We start from the raw sequence: 22,304 nt of genomic DNA, 5'->3' as shown, positions 1-22,304 counted from the left end.
CCGTCGCGTCGCCGGTCAGCGCCCGACGACGCTACGGCGGCGCACGCACCAGGCGAGCATGACGGCCGCGACCACCCAGGCTCCGAGCACGAGCGCACCGTGCGCGGGCGACTCGCTGATCCCCGGCGCGGCCACCGCCCGTGCCGCGGACATGGGCAGATAATCGGCCACGCCGGACGGTCGGAACGCCGACTCGACGACGACGGGCACCACGATCGTGAGGAGGAGGCTGACGGCGATGCCGAGTGGACGCAACCGCGCCATCACACCGATGCAGAAGGCGATCACGGCGAACGCCGCCCAACCGCTCCCGGTCCCGACCGCCGTCATCATGACGAGCCACACGGTATCCGGCGGGAACGCCCCGCCGATCCCGAGCGGCGCGATCGCCGAGAGCACCGCCGCGAGGAATCCGTCCGCCCAGACGAGTCCGGCCCAGGCGACGAGCCGGACCGAACGGACGCCGTTCGGTCGTGACGCACCGCCGTCTTCTGCCCGTCGCGTGCGCTCACCGTCGGCCGCGACCGCGAGCACACCGACCACGGCGAACAGGACGCAGCCGATGGTGAACGAACTGCCCTGATGAGAGAGGACGCCCACCCGGTCGAGTTCCGGATACGTCCCTCGCGGCCCCACGCCGAGCGTACTCAGGAGCACGCTGAGCGGGAGCATGGCGACGAGGGGGCCGATGATGGCGTTCGTGGCGAGCAGGGTGGCCGCCTCGCGACGCGCGGCGATCGCGCCACGCAGCAGGCGTCGCAGCCGTCCGGACCCAGAGATGTCTTCGGCCGGGGAGGTGTGTATCGATGTGCGCACGAGTCGCACGATAGGCGAACGCGTGTATCGACAGCATAAGGATGGAGGTTCACCAGACATGCATCCTCCGCATGTGCCGTCGTGATGGTGTGGGGCGCGACTCGTCCACCGACGCCGATATCGCCGTGGCGTGGAACGACCGCGGGCGGGCTGTCAGGAAAGCCCACTATCGTGTGTCGTCGATCCTGAAACGGGGACCCATGAGCACGACGCCGACCAGAGGTGGAACGCCCGCCCGGAAGGCGGTGCCCGCCCGGAAGCTCCTCCTCGCCGTGCTCGCCACACTCACGCTCGCGGGCTGTTCTCTCGATCGGTCCCTGCCACCGGCTCCGACCACTCCGACCACTCCGACGCCAGAGGTTCACGAGTCGACGTCCGCGCCCACGACGCTGCCGAACGCCTTCCCCGATCTGAGCTGCGATCAGTTGGTTGGAGCCGCCGACTGGGACGCGCTGTTCGGTGAGCGACTCACGTCGAGTGCACTCTCGAGCGACGAGGCACCGCTCCTGCAAACCGGCGGCATGACCTGCAGGTGGTCGGACGGCGATCGCGCCCTTGAGGCGCGAGTCGCTGGCGACGGTGGCGATCACTGGGCCGCCTTCAATTCCGCCTTCGCCCACAACGAGTGGGCGATGGACATCGGCGATCGCTCCGGCACGACCTGCGAAGCCACCGCTCAGCGATGTGAGATCCACGTCCGGAACGGCGAGGTGTTCCTCGAACTCGTCGCGACGGGGCTGATCGGATCCGAGACGACGATCTCCGACCACATCCGGGCACTCGCCGCCGCGATCGTCGATGTCGTGCCGCAACCACACCCAGTCGAGCGAGCCGAGGCGACCCGCGCAGGTCGGTGCGATGACATCGTGCCCGTCGGCGCCCTCGCGCAGGCACTCGACGCTGATGCCGCAACGGTGCGCTACCTCGGCCCGTCGGAGACCGGCTACTCACTCCTCCGAGATGTCCGACAGGAGGAGGGGGTGACCGAGTGCGGAGTGAGCCTGAACGGGACGACGACCGCGCTCACCTATTCGGTCGCGCCCGGTGGCGCATGGGTCGTGGCCGACCGGTCACGGTTCGCAGACCTCACGGAGGAGACCGTCGGGTGGGGCGACGGCGCCGAGGCGTTCGTGTCCACAGCTCCCGGCGGAGACCGCCGCGCGCTCATGGCGGCTGACGACGACGACCTCCTCAGCGTGCGCTTCGCCGACCCGGACGACGCGTCACGAGCCGTCAGCGTGCTGAACGAGCTCACCTCGCGGTGAAGCGACATCGACGTCACGAACAACACGGCTTCAGCCACCACGTCCGTCACCGCCTCGGCTGACGAGTCCATGACGAAGACGACGATGCGACGCGGTCAGGGCGACCTGCTCCCCTCACGCCACCGTCCTTACACCGTGAGAACGGCGCGTCCCCTCTACTGAGAGGACGGCACCGCACCGGTGTCGACGAACACGAGGGAACACGACATGAACCGATCGCGCCCACAGCACCGCATCGCCGCCCTGGCGGCCGTGCCACTGCTCATCGGCCTCTTCGCCGGGTGCAGCGCCGGACAGGACACGAAACCGTCTGCCGACTCCGCGTCCGACTCTGCGGGCACCAGCCAACAGCAGTACGACGCGTGGAACATGAAGTTCCGCACCTGCCTGAAGGACAAGGGTGTCGACGTGCCCGACGACCCCAAGCAGGGGCTTCCGCTCGACGACTCCTCGAAGGACCTGCTGGAGACGTGCATGGAGGAAGTCGGAGAGCCACCCGCACAGGCTGGTCAGCCCTCTGAGCAGGAGCAGCTCGACGGCATCATCAGGATGAACGAATGCCTCCGCGAGCGCGGCTACGACGTGAAGGACCCGACCCCCGGCGAGCCGATCATGCTTCCGAACATCACCCCGGAGGACCAAGAGGCCTGCAATCCGTCCGCGAAGTAGGGTCCCCCTCCTCAGGCTGGACGATCCACGCACCGTTCAGGGCACCTGGGCCTTCGTCCGCAGCGTCGCCGACGTGCTCTCCGGCAGCGTGACGTCCGTGCATGGAACGCTCACGGTCAGCGCACGCTCCTCAACTCGCCTGCGCTGGACGGAGACGGGCGTCTGGGAGCGGGGCGGCGTGTCGACGCCCATTCGTCGCGCCCTCCGGATCGAAGGGGACGGCGACCTGTGGAGCGTCGTCTTCGACGATGGCAGGCCCTTCCATGACTGGGCGGTGGACGTCGACGTCGTGCACACGTGTTCCCCCGACAGGTACACGGTGCGATTGAACCAACAGGGCGAGGACTGGACCACGACCTGGCGCGGAGTCGGCCCACGCAAACGCCTCGTGATCGTCACGGCGTACAGCCGCTCTGACCACTGAGTCGGGCCGGCACGACGCCATCCGGCCGACGAGCCACAACTCGGTGAACGGCAGTCTGGCGGAGGCTCCCCACACCCGCCCGGGCCTTCGCCTGATCGGATGTTCACAACTCAGGACGGGTCCGGCGTGTCGGGCCCGTCCTCCGGCGTGTCGGGCCCGACACGCCGAGGCGCTCCTGAGTTGTGAACACCCGAGATGCGGCACCTTCCGCGAGGTCGGTCAGCGGGCCTGCCGGAGAGCCCTTCGGCAGGCTCAGGGACCGGGACCGGGACCGGCTCAGGGAGCAGGAGAGGCTCAGGGATCAGGACAGGCTCAGGCTCAGACTCAGGCTCAGGGATCCAGCGGACCTACGGCGTCGGCTCCGGCGTCGGCTCAGGCTCCGGTGCCGGGGGCTCGGGCGCTGGCGACTCAGGCGCTGGCGCTGGGTCCTGCGAGGGCTTCTCGCTGGGCTCGGGATCGGGCACCCGGGACGTGTCTCGCGGCGGGGTCGCGAACTCGTCACCGCCGAACTTGGCGTTGGCCACGGCCATCACCTGCGGCCAGACCCTGTGCCGGATGTCGGCGGCTCGCACACCGTCGAGGCGCGCCTGCCTGAGGTCCTGGAAGCCCGTCGCGTTGAACGTGCCGACGACCGTGGCGGCCTTCGTGCTCGCGCCGCTCATCCACGTCGCGATGTTGTCATCCGTCGTTCCCGTCTTGCCGATGAGCGGGATGCCGTCGCCGACACGCGACTGCGTCGTCGTTCCACCGGCGAACGTCTGCTGCAAGGCGGAGTTCGCCGATGCGGCGACGCCGGGCTCGATCGCCTGACGACAGTTCGCTCCCGGCACGGCAGCTTCGGTGCCGTCGGGCTTCACCACCCGGTCGATGGCGATCGGATCGCACATCATGCCGTTCGCGGCGAGCGTCGCGAACGCGGCGGCCATGCTCATCGGCGCGACCTCATTGGTGCCGAGGACCGTCGACGGGTACTTCTCGAGCTCTGCGCCGTTGGCCCGGTGCACACCCATCGACGTCGCGGTGTCGCGGATGCCGCACAGGTCGAGCTTCTTCGCCATGGCGATGAAGCCGGTGTTCTCGGAGTTCACCGTGTTGAACAGAGCCGACCACCGGCCTCCGTTGCCGCCCTCATCGTTCTTGGGGTTCCAGCCGGCCTCGGCCGTGACCGTGCCGCCGTCCACGCAGCTGTCTTTGAAGGTGCCCCAGCTGGATCGGCGCTGTGCATCGACGGTCTCGTTCAGTCCATGGCCTTCCTTGAGCCATTCGACGAGCGTGAAGATCTTGTACGTCGATCCGGGCTGGAAGCCGGCGGAACCGCCGTAGGCGTGATCGGTGTTGTAGTTGATCGCCGAGTAGTTGGCTCCCGTCGCGATGACCTCCGGATCGTTCGCGTAGTCCTTGTTCTGTGCCATCGCGAGGATCCGCCCGGTTCCGGGCTGCACGGTCACGGACACGCTGCCGACGTCGAACTGGTCGCTCGCGTGCGGCACGTACTCGTCGAGTGCGGCCTGGGACGCGCTCTGCAGATCGATGTCGATCGTCGTGTAGACGTCGTATCCGCCGCGGATGAAGTTGGCCCACCGCTCGTCCTCGGTCGCGCCGAAGACGGGATCGTTCTGGAACACCTTCGTCACGTAGTCGCAGAAGAAGCCGGAGCCGGCGATCACGTTGACCGCGGTCGTGCAGCCGGTGCTGGACGGTGTGATCGCGGGCGTGATCGGCAGAGCGAGCGCGGCAGCATGCTGCTCCGCCGTGATCTTCGCCTCCTTGAGCATGTGGTCGAGGACGTAGTTGCGACGCTCGAGCGTCTCTGCGTACCCGTTCGCGGTGCCGTTCTCCTCGCGATCGGGGCGGTCGATGCGGAGCGTCTCGGGGTTGTTCACGATGGCGACGAGCGTTGCCGCCTGTTCGAGCGTGAGGTTCGCGGCGCTCGTGTTGAAGTAGTAGCTGGCCGCGGCTTCGATGCCGTAGACGCGACCGCCAAAGCCGGCGATGTTGAGGTAGCCGCGGAGGATGTCCTGCTTGCCGTAGCGCTTCTCCAGGCCGATCGCCATGCGGATCTCTTTGATCTTGCGCTCTTCGGTGGTCGCGGTCGCTTCCTCGTACGCGGCCTTCATCTTGACCTCGTCGGTGATCGCCTCGGCCTTCTGTACGAGGACGTTCTTCACGTACTGCTGCGTGATCGACGAACCACCCTGGGTCGTGCCGCCGCTGGCGTTGCTGAGGACAGCGCGGACGGTGCCCATGAGGTCGACGCCCGTGTGCTCGTAGAAGCGAGGGTCCTCGGCTGAAACGGCTGCGTCCTTCGCGAAAGTGGAGATCTGGTCCCAACCGACCTCGACCCGGTTCTGCTGGTAGAACGACGCCATGTGCACCGGGTTGCCGGCGCTGTCGACCGCGTAGATGTTCGTCTTCTGGGCGAGGTCGTCGAGCTGCAGGAAATCGGGGATGCTGTCGAAGATGCCGATCGTGCTGTTGGTGGCCGTCGCGGCGACGGCGAGCATCGGCGTCACCGTTGCTGCGGTGAGGACGCCAGCTGCGACGCTGAGGCCCAGGAATCCGGTCAATCCGCCGGCGACACCGCCAAGGGTGCGTCCGCTCGTATTCTTCATGCGCAGATCGTAACCCGGGCATGTGATAGTTGTCTGATGGCCCGAACAGACTCTGCGCGCTTTCCCATGCACCGCAAGCGGACGTATCGTCGCCGTCGGTTCGTTGCAGCGGGCGTCGCCATCGTCCTCGTCGGATCCGTCGGGTACGGCACGGCAGCACTCGCGCAGCCGATGCCGACCGTCGCGGCATCGATCAGCGCACCGGCCATCGAGACCGGCGCCGCCGCGCAGATCGACTGGCCGTCCGCAGGTCGCGGAGCGCTCGGCGCGGTCGGATTCGACGGCGTCCTCAGTTCGAGCGGCGGCGAGGATCCGTTCCCCATAGCGAGTCTCACGAAGACGATCACGTCGCTCGTCGTGCTTGAACACAAGCCGATCGCGGCCGGCGAGAGCGGTCCGGACATCCAGATCACGGATGACGACGTCCAGTGGCTGGACGACACGATCGCCGAGAACGGTTCGTGGGCGCCCGTCGTCTCCGGTTCCGTCTTCACGCAGCGGCAGGTGATGGAGGCGATGATGCTGCCGTCGGCCAACAACTACAGCAAGACCCTCGCGATCTGGGCGTTCGGGAGCGTCGATGCGTACCTCGAAGCGGCCCGTGCCTGGTTGGCCGACCATGGGCTCACGGGCACGACGCTCACGAACACGAGCGGGCTCGGCGCCTCGAACGTGAGCACGACGCGCGATCTCGTGGAGGTCGGCAAGCTCGCCCTCGCGAACCCGGTCCTGGCGGGAATCGTGTCGGAGAAGACCGCGGTGCTGCCTGCCATCGGTGAGATCGAGAACCTCAACAGCCTGCTCGGCACCGCCGGCATCACGGGCATGAAGACGGGGACGGACGACGATTCGGGGTCGTGCATCCTCTTCTCCGCCGAGGTTCCCGTGGATGGGACGACGATGACGGTCGTCGGCGCGATCCTCGGTGCGAGCACCTCCGGCGAGCGCAATGCGGCCCTCCTCAAGGTCCTCGCGAGCGTCCCGGGTGCCTTCGAACGCGTGGAACTCGTCGCGGCCGGCGAGCGCGTCGGCTCCTACGCGCCGTCGTGGGCGGACGGCGCGATGGTCGGGAGCGATGTCGTGGCACGCGATGACGCATCGGCGCTCGTCTGGAAGGGCACGACGGTCACAGCGGCGGCGAAGGCCCGCACGATCGAGGCGGGTTCGAGCGGGTCGACGATCGGTTCGCTCGAGTTCACGCTCAGCGCTCCGTCGCTGGACCAGGGCACGACCGTCCGTGTCCCGTTGACGCTGGCCACGGACATCCCACCCGCCACCCCGTGGCATCGCCTCACCCACCCCGCCTTCTCCTCCTAGTCCCTCCGGATTCGCCGAGGTGAGGCTTCCGGTCGTTTTCGGGGTCCACGAGCAACCGGAAGCCTCACCTCGCGGAGGCAGAACAGGCGGCTAGGAAGACGGGGTCGCAGCCAGGCGGAAGACGGCCTCGACGGCGAGTTCGGCTGCGATCGCATCACCGGCGACGATCGCCGCACGCAGGAGCGGGTACCCGTCGTCGAGCTCGTCCCACGGGGTCAGCTCCTCGGAACCGGTGACCGACAACTGATAGGCGAGGGCGTCGATCATGTCGCGCGTCGCCGTCACGAGCACCGGGTTCCGGCATGCACGGACGAACTCGTCGACCAGCTGCCAGCGCAAGCGGCCGCTCTCCTCCGACTCACGCGCAGTGACGGCTGCGATCGTCTCGTCGAGCGCTGTGAGGACCGTCTTCCGCTGGTCGTCCGTCAGCGTCGGCACCGTCACGCGGACGACACCGCCGACGAGTGCGCCCATCGTCTGCAGCACCTGGGTCCGGTTCTCGGGGCTCGGCTGGGCCACCCGCGTGTACCGCTGCGGCGCCATCTCGATGAGCCCCACCCGCGCCAGATCGTTGAGCGCCTCGCGGATGGGCGTTCGAGAGACGCCCAGCCAATCCTGCAGCTCCTGGTCACTCAGCGTCTCTCCGGGCTGAAGCGTGCCATCAAAGATCGCGGCGCGGATCTGTTCGGCCGCAGACTCCCGGAGCGACTTCCGCTGGAACAGCGTTTCATCCTTGGGTGGGACCGGCATGATCTCCTCCTTCACATTTTAGACAACGTATGGTGTTATGAGCAGCGTACCGCGTGCCTTGCACCGGAATCGACGAACCTCCGCGGCCGTACGTTTTCGTCACGCGGAACGTGACTGACTCGTCCTGCGCTCACCACACCTCCATGCGGTGGGAAACGGCCAGCCGCGATATCACCGCTCCACGACCTCACGAACCTCACGAACCTCACGACCGAAAGCCGGCACTCCCATGAGCGACGCCTCGACGCCCACCCCGACAGGACTCCTGCGACGACGACGGATCACCGCGCGCACGCGACTGACGCTCGTCTTCACCGGCCTGCTCGTCGCCTGTGGTCTCGTGATGCTCGCGCTCTTGTTCGGCGTCATGAAATACATCCCGACGTACGCGTTCACGTCATCGAGCGCAGGCGGGGACGTCACGGTCAGTTCAGCACCGATCGACGGTTCCCCGGCGCCTCTGACCGATTCCTCCCCCGCAGCCGATGCCCCGTTGACGAACGCGCCTGCGACCCCCGTGCAAGCCGGGTCCATCATCGTCCGTAGCGAGGACGACGTGCTCAGGACCCTCCTGTCGAGCTCTGCGGTGGTCCTCTTGTTCGCGATCGCGATCGGCTCGTTCGCGAGCTGGGTGCTCGCCGGCCGGCTCCTCAAGCCGGTGCACGAGATCACCCTCGCCGCGAAACGCGCCTCAGAGGGATCGCTCGATCACCGCATCGGACTCGCCGGGCCGCGCGACGAGTTCACCGAGCTCTCGGACACGTTCGACACGATGCTGGACCGCCTGGAGCGGTCGTTCGGCGCTCACGAGCGGTTCGCGGCAAACGCCGCCCATGAGCTGCGCACGCCGCTCACCACCACGAAGACGCTGCTGCATCTCGCGAAGGACCGGCCGGACACGGTCGATGTGCACCGGCTGGTCACGAGCCTCTCGGACACGAACGAGCGCAGCATCGGAACGGTCGAAGCCCTGTTGAACCTTGCGGAGACCTCGCACCATGGCATCGCCCTGGAATCGGTCGATCTGTCGGCGGTCGTGGAGCAGGCGGCACGGGCACTGACCGAAGAGGCCGCCGCGGCCGATGTGACGCTCACGATGGAATCGGAACCGGGCCTGCTCGTGAACGGGGATGACGTCCTCCTCGAGCGTCTCGTCACGAACCTCGTTCAGAACGCGATCCGCCACAACCGCCGACCGGGCACCGCCCAGGTCGCGCTCGTCCAGGATGTGGAGTCGGCGACGGTCGTTCTGAGCGTGACGAACACCGGCGTGCTGATCAGCGACGCAAGTGCGATGCGGCTCACGGAGCCGTTCTACCGAGTGGCGGGTCGCATCGCGAGTACGGGACCGCGCGGACACGGCCTGGGCCTGGCGCTCACCGCGAACATCGCTCGGGCGCACGACGCCGAGCTGCTGGTGACGCCGAACGAGCCGGGCGGCCTCACGGTCATGGTGCGGTTTCCCACCCTCTGATCCGGGGAGAAACCTGACTCAACCGCGGAATTCGTAGTGGGCGAGGTGCACTCCCGGGGCGGCTTCCGCATCGCCGAGGTGCACGAATCCCGCTGACTCGTACAGCCGCCTCGCCGGTGGGTTGTCGCGGCCGGTCGAGACGGCCACCGGCCTCCCATCGGCCAGGCGCAGTGCTTCACCGACGAGCCGCCGCGCGATGCCGCGGCGGAAGTGGTCGGGTGAGACGACGAGTCGTTCGATCTCGAACGCGTCGTGGCGCGCGGACCAGGCGAGCGCGCCCAGGACAGGGGACGAGCCCGACGCCGCGGAACCCTCAAGCGCCTCCAACGCCTCGAACGCTGCGATCCAGCCGAGCCCGCTCGAGGCGAGTCCGGCGGCGTCCTCGTGGAGCTGCGGAATCGTGTCGACGCCGATGAGCTCGGCCTCGATGCGATACGAGGCGTGCTGCACCGAGAGGAGTTGGGCGGCCAGCCGGGGGTCAGCGGACGGGTCGACGGCGGCGATGCGGATCGGACGCGACGCGGAAGTCGTCATCGCATCCACGGCAGGCTCACACCGACGACGAACGCCCCGAGAAGGATCACGAGGATCCAGCCGGCCATCGCGATGAGGTTGATGGCGATGCCCCAGCCGGCGCGGCCACGCGCTTCAGGTTCGTTGTTCCGGGACGAGATGCCGAGGATCAAGCCGACGATGGGGACGAAGAACGTCCAGCCGGCGAGGAGGGAGCAGATGCCGAGGACGAGGCTCGCGGTGCCGCGAGCCGTCCCTGATGGTGAGGATGTGTAGGTCATCGTTCGAAACTACGGCGATCCAGCTGATCATGAATCCATCTGGAGTGCGAACTCGCGTGGTACCGAGGGAGGAGGAAGGGCATTCGGACGACGCTACTCGGAGCGGGTGACGGTTCGTCCGTCGAGGCTCTGCACGGGACGGTTGTTGGCGTGGTAGGCGGAGCTGAGGCGGTCGATCTGGTCCTGACCGAGGACGACGGGGGTCGCGAAGACGACCCAGCGGACGCCCTCGGTGCACGGAGGCGTCGTGAGGCTTCGCGCGTACGAGGAGTGCGCGGTGTCGGCGGGGAGCAGGGCGCTCCAGTCGACTCGTTCGAGCACGGAATCGCCCTCCGCCATGGACGCGGCATCGACGAAGCCGTCCCAGTTCGCGTTCGACGCACCGACGACGCCCATGACGGCGATCACGAGCCGATTGCCGTCGGCGTCCTCGTGCACGAAGTGGAACTCCACATCGGCCTGTTCGCCTCCGACGAGGTGCTCGGCGGGCGCATGGAAGTGCATCTGCTTCAGGGCGTACTCGACCCCGCCGCGAGTGACGGTGTTGTGCTTTGGCGACGTGGCCTGGAGGCTGTGCCCGTTGTTCTGCACCTGCTCGTCGACCGCGGCGTAGGAGATCGAGACCGGGTCTGGGCGCAGCATCGCATCGGCTGGGATGTCGATCGGCGACTGCTCCATGCCGGACCCGCAGACGGCGTACTCGGCGGACAGCGTGCCCCAGTAGCTTGGCCCGGAATCGCCGACGTAGGACCAATGAGCCGTACCACCGTCCAGCGCGGGAGGACGCGCTGCGCCCCCCGCGGAGCCCAGGGGTGATGGCGGTCCTCCTGCCGCACAGCTGACCAGCAACAGCGCGAGACTGCCGAGGGTTGCGGCGGTCGCGGAGAGGCGAAGGGGTTTCAGACGCATTGTGTGTCGTTTCGTCGAGGGCCGGCAGAGGAGGCGAGCAAGTGCCTATGAGACGGTGCTGAGAACACGCGCCTCCCATGCGGAGCGCACGATGTCTTCCAAGGTGTGCGCCGCTTCCCATCCGAGCACCCCTCTGGCAAACGATGCATCCGCAACGACACTGGCGGGGTCGCCATCGCGGGCCGCCGTCACCTTGGGCGTGACGGGGCGGCCAGAGATGGCGGCGACGAGATCGACGACTTCAAAGACGGACGCTCCAGAACCCGTTCCGATGTTGAAATCGGTGGCCGAAGCTTCACCGAGATTCAGGAAATCGAGGGCGGCGAGATGCGCGGCAGCAAGATCTGCGACGTGTATGTAGTCACGAATGCATGTGCCATCTGACGTCCCGTGTTCCGCACCGAACACGAGCGGCGAACGCCCCTCGAGCACGGCGTCGATCACAATCGGGATGAGGTTCTGGGCGACGATGTCCACGAGGTCGGGGTCCCCTGCGCCCGCCACATTGAAGTAGCGCAGGTTCGCGACGCGCAATCCCCAGGCCTGATGGGCGTTCTTCGTCATCCACTCGCCGATGAGCTTGGTCTGACCATACGGATTGATCGGCGCGCACGGCACATCTTCGCGGATCCCGTCGCCGTCCGGCATGCCGTAGACGGCCGCGGACGAAGAGAACACGAGGCGATCGACGCCGCGCGATTCCATTGCACTCAGAACGTTCACGAGTCCGCCGACGTTGTGGCGCATGTACCCGGTGGGGTCGGCGACCGAGTCGCCGACGTGCTTCTGCGCGGCGAAGTGCAGAACGGCGTCGACGCTCCAGTCATGGCACACCTGCACCAGGGTGTCGTGCGCCTCGGCGCTGGCGAGATCGAGTCGCACGAGCGGCGTCGAGGGCACACGCGAGGCGATGCCCGTGGAGAGATCGTCGACGATCACGACGCGCTCGCCTCGCTCTTCGAGCAGGCGCACAACATGCGACCCGATGTAGCCGGCACCGCCGGTAACGAGAACACTCAAAGCATCTTCCTCTCAAATCAGTTGACATCTGAGATATTAGATGGCTTAATGGCTGTAGTCAACTGATCACAAACATTTACGAGGAGAAACCGCATGAGCACCGAAACCCGACGAACGAGACGCGGAAGCACGTCGCCGCGTACTTCGACGATCGCGGTGCTCAGCGTCGCGGGGCTCCTCGTCACCACGCTTGTGACTGCGGCCGTGCTCGGCCTCAGCTACGTGTCGAGCCTCGCCAACACCTTCGAAACGAACACCACGAAGATCGAGAACCCCTTCCCCGAAGGGCCTCGCCCCGAACCGCTCGAAGACGGCACGATGAACATCCTGTTGATGGGTTCGGACTCACGAGGCGACGAGGCGATCGTCGGCGAGACGGACATGAGCAACCAACGCTCAGACGTGCTGATGCTGCTGCACATCGACGCGGCGCGGAAGAGCTTCTACACGATGTCGATCATGCGCGACAGCTGGGTTGAGATCCCCGGCCACGGCATGGCAAAAGTCAATGCGGCATTCGCATGGGGCGGAACTCCGCTCACCGTCGCCACGGTCGAGAACCTCCTGCAGACGCGCATCGACCACGTCGCCTTGATCGACTTCCAAGGGTTCGAAGAGATGACGGACGCGCTCGGCGGCGTCGATATCGAGGTCGCGGAAGGGTTCAAGCACGAACAGTTCACCTACGCGACCGGCCTCAACCACCTCGACGGCCAGGAGGCACTCGGCTTCGTCCGAGAGCGCTACGCCTTCGCCGACGGAGACTACCAGCGGGTGAAGAACCAGCAGCTGTTCCTGCAAAGCATCGCCAACAAGGCGTTCAGTAAATCCACTCTCACCGACCCGGTCCGTCTCTCCGCCTTCATCAACGCAACGACCAAACATCTCTCGGTCGATGCAGGGTTCGACGCGAAGACGCTCCTCGACCTCGGCATCAGCCTGCGGGAACTCCGCTTCGAGAACGTTCACTTCTTCACCATGCCCGCCAGCGGCAGCGGCACTTCAGAGGACGGTCAGCAGTACATCACCCTCGACCAGGCACGCCTCACCGACCTCCAAGCGGCGCTCTCGAAGGACACGATGGACGCCTTTCTCGGCCTGCCGCCGCGCAGTTGAATGAACCGCTGTCCGCGCAAGAGCCATCCGCCCAGACGATGCAGAGGATCACGATGAATATCCCCTCCACGGTCGCATCCCTCAGCGATGCCGTACCCCGCAACGACCTTCCCCCCGTCCTGTTCGTCACGCACAGCGCGGCATGTTCGGGTGCGGAACTGTTTCTCCTGCGGGTCGTCACGCGAGTCAGTCGGATCGCCCCGTTCGTGCTGCTCGGCGAACACGGACCACTCGAGTCGCTCCTGTCAGAAGCAGGCATCCCCCACGCCGTGGCCGGCTCAGAGCACCCACGATCGACGACGAGGCTCCCACTCCTCCGCGCGACACGCGACCTCATCGCCGAGCTCCGGCCTGCCGCCGTCTACACCCACTCGGCGAAGGCGCACATCCTGGCCGGAGCCGCAGGCCGCCTCAGTGGAGTCCCCGTGATCAGCCACGCGCACGACCTGCTCCGCGGTGGTTCGCTCTCCCGAATCAACGCAGCAATCCTGCAGGCGGCGTTCAGCATGATCCCCACCGCCATCATCGCGAACTCGCGGACGACGAAGCAGTCACTCATCTCCTCTGCACGCCTCAAGACCCGCAACGTCATCGGGTGCCCCGTTTCCATCGAGCAGCCGTGCTCGACGCGAGCAGCCACCGATGCACCCGTCTTCGGCCTCGCCGGCCGGCTCGCTTCGTGGAAGGGCCAGCGGCTCGCAATCGAAGCATTCGCAGCAGCGCGTTCGACCGGACTCCACGAGCGCACGAAACTCGTCCTCTTCGGAGCAGCGCTGTTCGGTGCTGATACCGCATACGAGCAGGAACTGCACGAGCTCGTCTCGGAGCTCGGCCTCACCCCGCACGTCGAGTTCGCCGGACACCAGTCGGACATGGTCGCCGCACTGGAACGATGCGACATCATGCTCCACACGAGCATCACACCGGAACCGTTCGGCCAGGTCGTCATCGAGGCGATGGCTGCCGGGCGCCCGGTCATCGCTGCCGACCAGGGCGGACCGTCCGAGATCATCACCTCCGGCTTTGACGGGATTCTCTTCGAGAGCGGCTCGTCGACCTCACTGGCGTCCGCCATGCTGACTCTCGCCGAGCAGCCCGAGACCCGCCTCAATCTCGCACGCAATGCTCGCCAGAGCGTTGCGCGCTACGACGCCATGGGCATCGTCGCACAGCTCGAGACCGCCCTCCTGCAGACGATCGGGCGCTGACCATGACGTCGACCGTCGCCCCGCAGCTCACGAGCGCCGCCGCCGCCCCCATGCTCTGGCGCATCGCGTCCATCCTCTTCGCCGTGGTGCTCCTCGCATCCACCGAGCAGCTCGGCCTCCCCGTCAGCGTCATCGTCTGGTCCTGCTTCGTAGTCGTGCTGACCGTGCGCCCGTCGACCCGCGCAACCGGACTCCTCTTCCTCACCCTTACCGCGTACTCGGTGACAGCGTGGCTCGCCGCCGCCTACGGGAACCACTACTTCCTCCCGCTGCCCCGCCTGACGGACATCGAGATGACGACGATGATCGACCTGCGGTGCGTCGTCGCCGCTTATCTCGGGGCGGAAGTCGTGTTCGGCGCAGCCCGCATCGACCGTGCCGTGCGCAACGCCTCGCGGCTGGTTCGGTCGAAGATCATCGCGATGTCGGGCACAATCGTCCGCCCGCTGGCGCTCATCGTCCTCTTCGCCGTGGGCGCATTGGACTGGATCGCACTCTTGCGTGCCGGTCTCGGGTCCGTCCTGAGCGGCACACGTCGTGAATACGCATCACTCTTGCTCCTGGGCAGCGACCACAACGTCCAGTTCGTCGTCATCGCCCTGTCGGTCCTCGCCGGGGTGTTCCTCATCTTCTGCGACCGTAAGCTGCCCGTCGCCATCGCCCTCGCGATGTGCTGGTCTCCATTCATCCTCGCCGGCAGCCGCAAGGAGCTCCTCCTCGTAGCCGCCGCGATTGCGCTCGTCATGGCGACGAGCGCGGCGCGGCGCAAGCTCGCCATCGTCGGCGGCCTCGTCGCGTTCATGTTCGTCCGTCCGGTGTTGTCCACTGGAGACGTCTACGACGCCCTGCACGAGTTCATCCTTCCCCAGTACCTGCACTTCGCACTCACGATGGGGATCATCCGGCCCGACTTCGCCGGGTCCTTCTTCGACCGCGCACAGTTCCTCCTGCCCGGCCCGCTCCGCGTTTCGGAGCCGGTCGACATGGCACTCGCGTTCTACAACACGGGAGCTGCGAACGTCGGCGTCGGAGCCAACCCGTTCGCCGAAGCGGCGACGGCGGCCGGCTCGCTGCCGGTCGAGCTCGTGTTCGCCCTCATCTTCAACGGGCTGCTCGCGATCATCGTGGCATCGTCGTCAGCCCTCCCCTTCCTTTCCGTGATGGCCTACTCGCAGCTCCTGACCTTCGGGCGAAGCGACACCTGGATCGCCATGTTCTTCATCGTCTACACCGCCCTCACTCTTCACGCCCTGTCCTTCCTCACCCGAAAGCGAGCCACCCATGAACACGCCAGTTCCCACGCACACCTTCCACTTCGTCATGAGCACGATCGGCCGGCCGGAAGCCCTTCAGCGATTCCTGACCTCGCTGGAGCAGCAGAACGAGAGCTACTTCGTCACGCTCGTGGAGCAGTCGGCCGAACGCTCGTGTGAGCCGCTCCTGGCAGGGCTCGTGGCAGCGGGCAACGCCGAGTACATCCACGAACCCGTTGTGCGCGGCTTGAGCCGTGGACGCAACCGAGGCCTCGAGACGGTCCGCGGTCTCTACGTCGCCTTCCCCGACGACGACTGCTGGTACCCGGAGGACGTCCTCTCCGACATCGCAGCCCACCTCGCGTTCGCGGCCCCCGCGATCGATGGGCTCTCCGTCATCCTCACCGCCCCGGAGGGCAAGGCCAATCTCCTCCGGTGGCTGGACGTCCCCGCCGACATCACCCCGCAGCTCATCCCGCGCACGGTGACGAGCGCAACCCTCTTCTTGAGCGCCGCCGTCGTGGAAGCCGTGGGCGGGTTCGACGTCGAGCTCGGCTCAGGCTCCGGAACCGAATTCGGTGCCGGCGAAGAGACCGACTTCGTCCTGCGCGCTCTCGCAGCGGGCGCGCGACTGCGCTACACACCTGAGTACGCCGTCTTCCATGCCGAGTGGCGTGACGAAGGGCCGGTCGACGCCATCCGGGCGAAAGTTCGCCGCTACAACCGTGGCTTCGGCCGCGTCCTGCGCAAGCACGACCGCCGTGGGGAATTCCTCTACTGGAGCGGCCGGTCCCTGGCCGGCGTTGTGATCTCCTCCGCACGGCTCGACCGCCGAGGGGCGCAGCACCAGTTCGACCAGCTCGTCGGACGCGTGCAGGGCTGGTCGGCCCGCCGCTGACCAGATGGCACGACACGAAGAGGCGCCCTCCTGCAGGAGGGCGCCTCTTCGCTTGGATCGACGGTTCCGATTCAGTCGACCGGCGCCATTCGCCTTCGGCCCTGCAGACGCCCGATGACGGCGCCCGAACGCGCAGCAGCACGGAGCCTTGCGGCCGATGACAGCGGGCTCACCAGCAGAGCCCGAGCAGCCGACAGCACTTCCCGCGCACTGTCGCGCGTGGTCCACACCGCGCCTGCCGCGCGGTGCTTCTGCAGGAGGTGGATGTCGTCTCGCCCATAGTCGCGAGCTTGCTCATACACAGCGCGCACAGATGCACGAAGCCGGTAGTGGACGATCGCCTGGGGTGCGAACCGGAGGACGTTGCCGCTCTGCGCCGCCCGCCAGCAGAGATCGATGTCCTCACCGCAGAGCAGGTCTTCGTCGAAGCCGTCGAGTGCCACGAGCACTGAACGGCGCAGCGCGAGATTGCAGCTGGGGCTGAACGGGAGGTAGGAGAACTTCGTGGGGAGTCCCTCGGGGCCTGAGCCGAACACGGCTGCGGCGGCAGCCGTGTTGAGGCGCGAGAGCTCCAAGGCTCCGCCGACGATGTCGTCGCTTGCGAGCGCTTCAACCATGGCGGCCATCCAATGCATCTCGACGAGGTCGTCGTCGTCGCAGAAGAGGATCAGCTCAGAGTGGGCTGCCCTCCAACCGACGTTTCTGGCGTGACTCGGCCCGCGAACGGAGGACGAGTCCACGGTGCGGGCGGTCCAGCCATGGGCGCGAACGGATGCGAGGAGCGGCTCGACGTCGTGGACGCTCACGCCGTTGCAGCTGACGATGAGGTCACGCGGCCCTTCGTAGGACTGGTTGGTGAGCGCATCGAGCTGCTCGCTGAGCCGGTCGACACTGGACCCGACGGGGATCACGACGGAGACCGTCGTCTCCGCGGGGCTGGGGATCACATGGCCGCTCATCGACCTGGTGTCCTGGCAGCGATGTCGGAATCGATCGACGCCGACGTCGTCTCGAGCAGCGCCGCGGTCGGTGCGCTCCCGACGAGCCACGCATTGATCCGTGCCGCAGCAGCGAGCAGACGCTCCTGGAGCCGCTCGAGGTTGCCGTTCACGAGTGCTCGACGTTCGGGCATGAGTGCCGCACCCATGGCCGACACGAGTTCGTCGGCGGTGTGGCCGACGGTGATGTCCGCGCGGGCGCCGGCGACGCTCAGCCAGAAATCGTCGCATTTGGACGCGTAGGACAGCGGGACGGTCGGCACGCCGAGCGAGACTGCAGCAACTGCCCCGTGGAGGCGTTCTGAGACGAACAGTCCGCAGCTCGCGATGTCGCGCATCGTCGCTTCGACATCGCCCGTGTATGCCACCACGTCGGCGACGCCTCCGATCCTTGCCGCGAGTGCTTCGGCTTGAGCGACGTCGCCAGGTGAGAGCGCGAAGACGTGGACAGCGGCGATCGCGTGCGAACGGACGTGCTCGCACACCGCTTCCGCGATGACGTCGACGTCGAACCTCGACGCCGGGTCAGCGCCGATGCACACACCGAGCGTCGCCGGATCCGAGCTGATCCCGCTGAGGTCGACGAGTGCCGGATATACGAGGGCCGGGTCGCCCAAGACGCCCGTGGGTCGCCAGCCGAGCTCGCATTCGCGAACGGTCAGCGGTCCGCGCACCCCGAAGAGCGCGATGTCGCGTTGCTCCGCCCACGCAGCCCAGTCCTGCGGCTGGAGACCGACCGCGAAGGCGTCGACCGCTTCTGCGGCGCCGGCGCCGGGAACAAGCACTCCAGATGCGCCGAACGCCTTCGCGGCGAGACGGGTGTGGCCAGCCCAGTTCCCGAATCCGATGGTGGTGCCTCCGCCGAGGAGCACCAGCCGCTCGGCACCGAGCATGCCCAGCCTGTCGCGGATGAACTGCGGCGCACGTTCGACGTAGTCGCGGCGGGAGAGCGGCGCGGACACCGTCAAATCGGCGTCGAGAGCCGCCTGCCAGCTGGCGTGCAGCAGGTCGTCACCGAAGTTCTGGAAGCCGTGCCAGCCGAGATAGACGAGGCGACGGGTGCGGATGGGGGTCATGACTACTCCTTGGGAGAGGAAAGAGGCGAGGGTCGGGTGGGGGCGGGATGAGCGGGTTCGGGACGAGCGGCTGCAGCAGGAAGGTCAGGCGCGCGGACGGCCGAGGCGAGTTGCCGAAGGAGCCGACGCGCTGAGGGGATCGCCGCAAAGCCGACGAGGTAGACGATCGCGGCTGCGCTGCCTGCGACGAGGAGTTGGAGCCAGCCTGCGTCAGGGATGAGGAGGGTCCCGCCGAAGGCAGCCGCGCCGGACCCGACGGCGAGCAACGCGGGCCATCCGAGTGGGAGGAACACGTCCCGCATGCGCAGGCCCGTCCCCGACCTCGCGACGAGGAAACCGGGGACGACGAGTGCGGCGGAGCAGATCGAGAACGCCCAGGCCACCCCGTGCACTCCCCAGGGAAGGCCGAGGAAGAAGGATCCGAGGACGATCGGACGACTGATGACGGCCCAGGCGACCTGCTTGCCCACGTTGCCGGAGGCGACGAAGAGCCAGACGTTGACGTAGCCCAGTGCTTGCGCGATGCCTGCGACGACGAGGATCTGGAACAGCGATGCCGTGTCCGCCCATTCGTGCCCGAAGAGGACCTCGACGATGCTGACGGCCAGGACGCCGAGGACAGCGAACACCGGCCACAGGACGTACCCGACGATCGACACGATGAGTCGGAAGGAGCGCGCGAATCGTTCTCGTTCATCCCGCACCCGGCTGAGGAGGGGCAGAGCGATGCGTTGCAGCGGACCGTTGATCTGTTCGAGCGGAAGTGTGAGCAACTGGGCGGCCTGCGCGTACAGGCCGGCTGCAGCAGGCCCGAACATCCCGCCGACGATGACGCGGTCGACGTTGCGCGTGACCCCATTGAGCGCTTGCACCGAAGCTACCGCGCCTGCGAATCGGAGGGAACCAGCTGCGTCTCGCCAGGCGGTGGGACGACCGGGACGCCAGGGACAGGCGAGCACGGTGATGAGCGCGAGGACGACGGCGTAGACCCCGGCCTGCCAGACCAATGCCATGGCGCCCGCACCCGCGAGGGCGGACGAGAGCGCAACGGCGCATCCGATGGCCATTGCCACGATCTCGGCGATGGCGATCACTCGCAGCTCGAGATTCCGGTTGAGCAGCGCAGCGGGGACTCCCCCAGCGCCTGCTGCGAGGAACACGACGCCGAGCAATGCGCCGGCGAGCATGTCCTGCCCTCCGACGAAGGGCGCCAGCGTGGGAGAGAGGAGCAGCATCACGGCCCCGGCGAGCACGCCCGCAGCGAGGTTGATCCAGTGCAGCGTGGAAGCGATAGGACTGGTGAGCGAGGAGGACTGCACGACGGCCGTCGCGATGCCCTGCGAGCGAAGGAGCTCCGCGAGGGTTGCGACGAGGAGGACCACCGCAGCCGCCGCGTACTCGGTCGGACCGAGGACGCGGGCGACCACGACGACTGTGCCGAGCTGCAGCACGAATCGCAGCCACGTCCCACCTGCGGTGACGAGACCGCCGCGGGTAGCTCGGCGCGCGAGGTCGAAGTCGTGGTGCCAGTCCACAGAACGCTGCACGATTTTCCTTTCCACATAAATGCATGAAATAATCTAGACATCTAATATCTCAATAATATACACTGAGGTCAACCCCGAACCCAGATCGGCCGTCACGAGCGGCGATATCCGAAAGTTGAGCAACGCATGGACCTGAAGGACTACTTCCTCGTCATCCGGCATCATTGGCTGGTCATCTCCGCGATCGCCGCCCTCGCCGCAGGCGCCGCCTTCGGCGTTTCAGCGCTGATGACTCCGAGCTATGAAGCGAGAAGCCAGCTCTTCGTCGCCGTTCGAGGAGGCGACTCCGTCACCGACCTCGCGCAGGGCAACAGCTTCTCCGAGCGACGCGTCTCCTCGTACGTGACCCTCGCGACGAGCTCGAAAGTTCTGAACCAGGTCATCGATGAACTCCACCTCGACATGACCACGGCTCGACTGAAGCAGCTCATCAAGGTGAGTTCACCGGCCCAGACCGTCCTGATCGACATCGCCGTGGAGAACGGCGATCCGAAGCTCGCCCACTCCATAGCGAACGCGGTCGCGGAGAACCTCATCGATGAGGTGGGCATCGTCGAGGGATCCTCCGCGGACGGTTCTTCCCTCGTCACGATCTCGGTCGTCGAGGACGCCGCCACTCCCAGCACGCCGGTCTCGCCCAACATCCCCCGCAACACGGCGCTCGGGTTCCTCGTCGGCGGCCTGGTCGGCATCCTCTTCGCGATCTGCCGGAAACTCTTCGACACCCGAATCCGCGATCGCGCCGGTCTCGCGTCAGTCACCGACATGAGCGTGCTCGGCTCCATCCTCGCCGAACCCGAGCTCGAGAAACGACCCCTCGCCATCCTCACCGAGCCACACGGCGTTCGTGCCGAGCACTTTCGTCAGCTCCGCACCCAGTTGCAGTTCACCAACCTCGACCAGGAGGCGCAGAGCGTCCTCGTCACCTCGTGCATCCCGGGGGAAGGCAAGTCCTCGACCTCCATCAACCTCGCGCTCATCCTCGCCGAAGCCGGGGGGCGAGTCCTCCTCATCGACGCCGACTTGCGACGGCCCCGAGTGGCCGACTACCTCCATCTCGAGGGCGCCGTCGGCCTCACCACCGTGCTCTCCGGACGGGTCGACGTCGACGACGCCATTCAGACGGTCGGAACGGTGAGTCAGCTGCACGTCCTGACCGCCGGCCGCATTCCCCCGAACCCGAGCGAGCTGCTCGGTTCAGCCGCGATGGACCGACTCCTCGAAACCCTCGGCGGCCGGTACGACACGATCATCATCGACGCGCCTCCCGTCATCCCCGTGACCGACCCGGCGGTACTCGCCTCGAAGGTGTCCGGCGTCATGCTCGTCGTCAGCGTTGACGGCCGCTTGCGTCGCGAACAAGTCACCGAAGGCGTCGAGAAGCTCTCCCAGGTGGGCGCGCGCGTGCTCGGCTTGACGCTCAACCGCGTCACCGCCAAAGCGAGCGCGTACAGCACGTACGAGTACCGTGCGACAGAGAAGCAGACTCGAATGAGCAAGCGGGAACGCCGCAAGCGTGTTGCAGCAGGGCCTCGTCGAACCAGTCGCACCACCCAGAGGAGCGTCGAAGCATGAGCCACGTGTCCGTCTTGATCGTCTGCACCGGCAACGTCTGCAGATCCCCCTTCGCTGAGCTCGCCCTCGAGGCGGCACTCCATGCCGCGGCTCCCGGCATGTACTCGGTGTCGAGCGCGGGCACGCAGGCTCTCGTCGGCGAAGACATGACTGAACAGACGGCATCGTTGCTCCGCGCCAATGGGATCACGATGCACGCTTTCTCCGCTCGACGCCTCGACCAGAGCGTGATCGACGATGCTGACATCGTCCTCACCGCCACACGAGCCCACCGGAGTACCGTCGTCGACCTCTCTCCCGCGGCACTCCGGCGCACGTTCACCCTTCGCGAATTCGCGGGCATGCTCGGCAGCGTCGAGCTGGAGCCGACGGGAACAAGCGAGCTGTGGCAAGCGGCCCTCCCGGAGCTCCTGCAACTCCGACCTTGGCGCCGTCCCGCACTGCCGGAGGACGACGACGTGGCGGACCCGTACCGTCGGGGCGATGCGAGCTACACCCGGATGGCAGCGGAGATCCTCCCAGCAGTGGATTCGATCGCCCGCTTCGTCCGCTCGCACACGATCAGCTGAGTCTCATGGCCCGC

Annotated in this window: 21 protein-coding genes; 11 read left to right on the top strand and 10 right to left on the bottom strand. The window is 67.0% G+C overall.

The genetic code is table 11. The features are described 5' to 3' along the window. Positions 1 to 15 precede the first annotated feature (15 nt). Positions 16 to 816 carry a hypothetical protein gene (locus ACQ3HB_RS17860; protein ID WP_430921876.1) on the bottom strand — a complete coding sequence of 267 codons (801 nt, stop codon included), beginning with the start codon at positions 814 to 816 and terminating at the stop codon, positions 16 to 18. A gap of 200 nt (positions 817 to 1,016) precedes the next feature. Between ACQ3HB_RS17860 and ACQ3HB_RS17855 the strand changes: the two genes are divergently transcribed. From ACQ3HB_RS17855 to ACQ3HB_RS17845, 3 genes are all read left to right on the top strand, one after another. Next, positions 1,017 to 2,081, top strand: coding sequence for a hypothetical protein (locus tag ACQ3HB_RS17855; RefSeq protein WP_430921874.1), 1,065 nt, complete (start codon positions 1,017 to 1,019; stop codon positions 2,079 to 2,081). A gap of 207 nt (positions 2,082 to 2,288) precedes the next feature. Further along, complete coding sequence (locus ACQ3HB_RS17850; protein ID WP_430921872.1) at positions 2,289 to 2,750, top strand: hypothetical protein; 462 nt, start codon at positions 2,289 to 2,291, stop codon at positions 2,748 to 2,750. Further along, complete coding sequence (locus ACQ3HB_RS17845; protein WP_430921948.1) at positions 2,734 to 3,174, top strand: DUF6314 family protein; 441 nt, start codon at positions 2,734 to 2,736, stop codon at positions 3,172 to 3,174. Before ACQ3HB_RS17850 ends, ACQ3HB_RS17845 begins: the two co-directional genes overlap by 17 nt. Positions 3,175 to 3,521: 347 nt before the next feature. Here ACQ3HB_RS17845 and ACQ3HB_RS17840 read toward each other — a convergent pair whose 3' ends face one another. Then, the gene (locus tag ACQ3HB_RS17840; RefSeq protein ID WP_430921870.1) at positions 3,522 to 5,786 is read right to left on the bottom strand and encodes a transglycosylase domain-containing protein; all 2,265 of its coding nucleotides are present in this window, start codon (positions 5,784 to 5,786) and stop codon (positions 3,522 to 3,524) included. Positions 5,787 to 5,822: 36 nt separating this feature from the next. Here ACQ3HB_RS17840 and ACQ3HB_RS17835 point away from each other — a divergent pair, with 36 nt between their 5' ends. Then, a complete protein-coding gene (locus tag ACQ3HB_RS17835) occupies positions 5,823 to 7,103 on the top strand; it encodes a D-alanyl-D-alanine carboxypeptidase family protein (RefSeq protein WP_430921868.1) in 1,281 nt (426 codons plus the stop codon). A gap of 90 nt (positions 7,104 to 7,193) precedes the next feature. Here ACQ3HB_RS17835 and ACQ3HB_RS17830 read toward each other — a convergent pair whose 3' ends face one another. Beyond that, positions 7,194 to 7,853 (bottom strand): GntR family transcriptional regulator, encoded by a 660-nt coding sequence (locus ACQ3HB_RS17830; RefSeq protein WP_430921866.1) that lies wholly within the window; start codon positions 7,851 to 7,853, stop codon positions 7,194 to 7,196. 229 nt (positions 7,854 to 8,082) lie between these two features. Here ACQ3HB_RS17830 and ACQ3HB_RS17825 point away from each other — a divergent pair, with 229 nt between their 5' ends. Then, positions 8,083 to 9,327, top strand: coding sequence for a sensor histidine kinase (locus ACQ3HB_RS17825; protein WP_430921864.1), 1,245 nt, complete (start codon positions 8,083 to 8,085; stop codon positions 9,325 to 9,327). Between the two features lie 18 nt (positions 9,328 to 9,345). On the opposite strand, the gene ACQ3HB_RS17820 is transcribed toward ACQ3HB_RS17825, so the two are convergent. From ACQ3HB_RS17820 to galE, 4 genes are all read right to left on the bottom strand, one after another. Continuing rightward, positions 9,346 to 9,861: a GNAT family N-acetyltransferase gene (locus ACQ3HB_RS17820; protein ID WP_430921863.1), complete on the bottom strand. Its 516-nt coding sequence runs from the start codon at positions 9,859 to 9,861 to the stop codon at positions 9,346 to 9,348. Further along, on the bottom strand, positions 9,858 to 10,121 hold the full coding sequence (locus tag ACQ3HB_RS17815; protein WP_430921861.1) for a hypothetical protein: 264 nt from the start codon (positions 10,119 to 10,121) through the stop codon (positions 9,858 to 9,860). The genes ACQ3HB_RS17820 and ACQ3HB_RS17815 overlap by 4 nt, the downstream gene beginning before the upstream one ends. 93 nt (positions 10,122 to 10,214) lie before the next feature. Beyond that, entirely contained in the window at positions 10,215 to 11,030 is an 816-nt protein-coding gene (locus ACQ3HB_RS17810; RefSeq protein ID WP_430921859.1) for a carbonic anhydrase, read from the bottom strand. Positions 11,031 to 11,075: 45 nt separating this feature from the next. Next, on the bottom strand, positions 11,076 to 12,050 hold the full coding sequence (galE, locus tag ACQ3HB_RS17805; protein WP_430921858.1) for a UDP-glucose 4-epimerase GalE: 975 nt from the start codon (positions 12,048 to 12,050) through the stop codon (positions 11,076 to 11,078). Positions 12,051 to 12,143: 93 nt separating this feature from the next. Between galE and ACQ3HB_RS17800 the strand changes: the two genes are divergently transcribed. Genes ACQ3HB_RS17800 through ACQ3HB_RS17785 form a run of 4 tightly spaced genes read left to right on the top strand, consistent with a single transcriptional unit; the run spans position 12,144 to position 16,525 of the window. Then, positions 12,144 to 13,166, top strand: a complete 1,023-nt coding sequence (locus tag ACQ3HB_RS17800) for an LCP family protein (protein WP_430921856.1) — start codon at positions 12,144 to 12,146, stop codon at positions 13,164 to 13,166. Between the two features lie 53 nt (positions 13,167 to 13,219). Then, positions 13,220 to 14,374 carry a glycosyltransferase gene (locus ACQ3HB_RS17795; protein ID WP_430921854.1) on the top strand — a complete coding sequence of 385 codons (1,155 nt, stop codon included), beginning with the start codon at positions 13,220 to 13,222 and terminating at the stop codon, positions 14,372 to 14,374. A gap of 2 nt (positions 14,375 to 14,376) precedes the next feature. Further along, on the top strand, positions 14,377 to 15,807 hold the full coding sequence (locus ACQ3HB_RS17790) for a hypothetical protein (RefSeq protein ID WP_430921853.1): 1,431 nt from the start codon (positions 14,377 to 14,379) through the stop codon (positions 15,805 to 15,807). Beyond that, a complete protein-coding gene (locus ACQ3HB_RS17785) occupies positions 15,695 to 16,525 on the top strand; it encodes a glycosyltransferase family 2 protein (RefSeq protein ID WP_430921851.1) in 831 nt (276 codons plus the stop codon). Before ACQ3HB_RS17790 ends, ACQ3HB_RS17785 begins: the two co-directional genes overlap by 113 nt. A 71-nt stretch (positions 16,526 to 16,596) precedes the next feature. On the opposite strand, the gene ACQ3HB_RS17780 is transcribed toward ACQ3HB_RS17785, so the two are convergent. Genes ACQ3HB_RS17780 through ACQ3HB_RS17770 form a run of 3 tightly spaced genes read right to left on the bottom strand, consistent with a single transcriptional unit; the run spans position 16,597 to position 20,146 of the window. Continuing rightward, entirely contained in the window at positions 16,597 to 17,484 is an 888-nt protein-coding gene (locus ACQ3HB_RS17780; protein ID WP_430921849.1) for a glycosyltransferase family 2 protein, read from the bottom strand. Further along, positions 17,481 to 18,599, bottom strand: a complete 1,119-nt coding sequence (locus tag ACQ3HB_RS17775; RefSeq protein ID WP_430921847.1) for a polysaccharide pyruvyl transferase family protein — start codon at positions 18,597 to 18,599, stop codon at positions 17,481 to 17,483. The genes ACQ3HB_RS17780 and ACQ3HB_RS17775 overlap by 4 nt, the downstream gene beginning before the upstream one ends. Before the next feature lie 2 nt (positions 18,600 to 18,601). After that, entirely contained in the window at positions 18,602 to 20,146 is a 1,545-nt protein-coding gene (locus tag ACQ3HB_RS17770) for an oligosaccharide flippase family protein (protein ID WP_430921845.1), read from the bottom strand. Between the two features lie 126 nt (positions 20,147 to 20,272). Between ACQ3HB_RS17770 and ACQ3HB_RS17765 the strand changes: the two genes are divergently transcribed. Next, complete coding sequence (locus tag ACQ3HB_RS17765) at positions 20,273 to 21,721, top strand: tyrosine-protein kinase domain-containing protein (protein WP_430921843.1); 1,449 nt, start codon at positions 20,273 to 20,275, stop codon at positions 21,719 to 21,721. After that, positions 21,718 to 22,290: an arsenate reductase/protein-tyrosine-phosphatase family protein gene (locus tag ACQ3HB_RS17760; protein ID WP_430921842.1), complete on the top strand. Its 573-nt coding sequence runs from the start codon at positions 21,718 to 21,720 to the stop codon at positions 22,288 to 22,290. Before ACQ3HB_RS17765 ends, ACQ3HB_RS17760 begins: the two co-directional genes overlap by 4 nt. Positions 22,291 to 22,304 lie beyond the last annotated feature (14 nt).

Source organism: Plantibacter lichenum, assembly GCF_050587525.1.
GTDB lineage: Bacteria > Actinomycetota > Actinomycetes > Actinomycetales > Microbacteriaceae > Plantibacter.
This window is presented reverse-complemented; position numbering and strand designations above follow the sequence as displayed.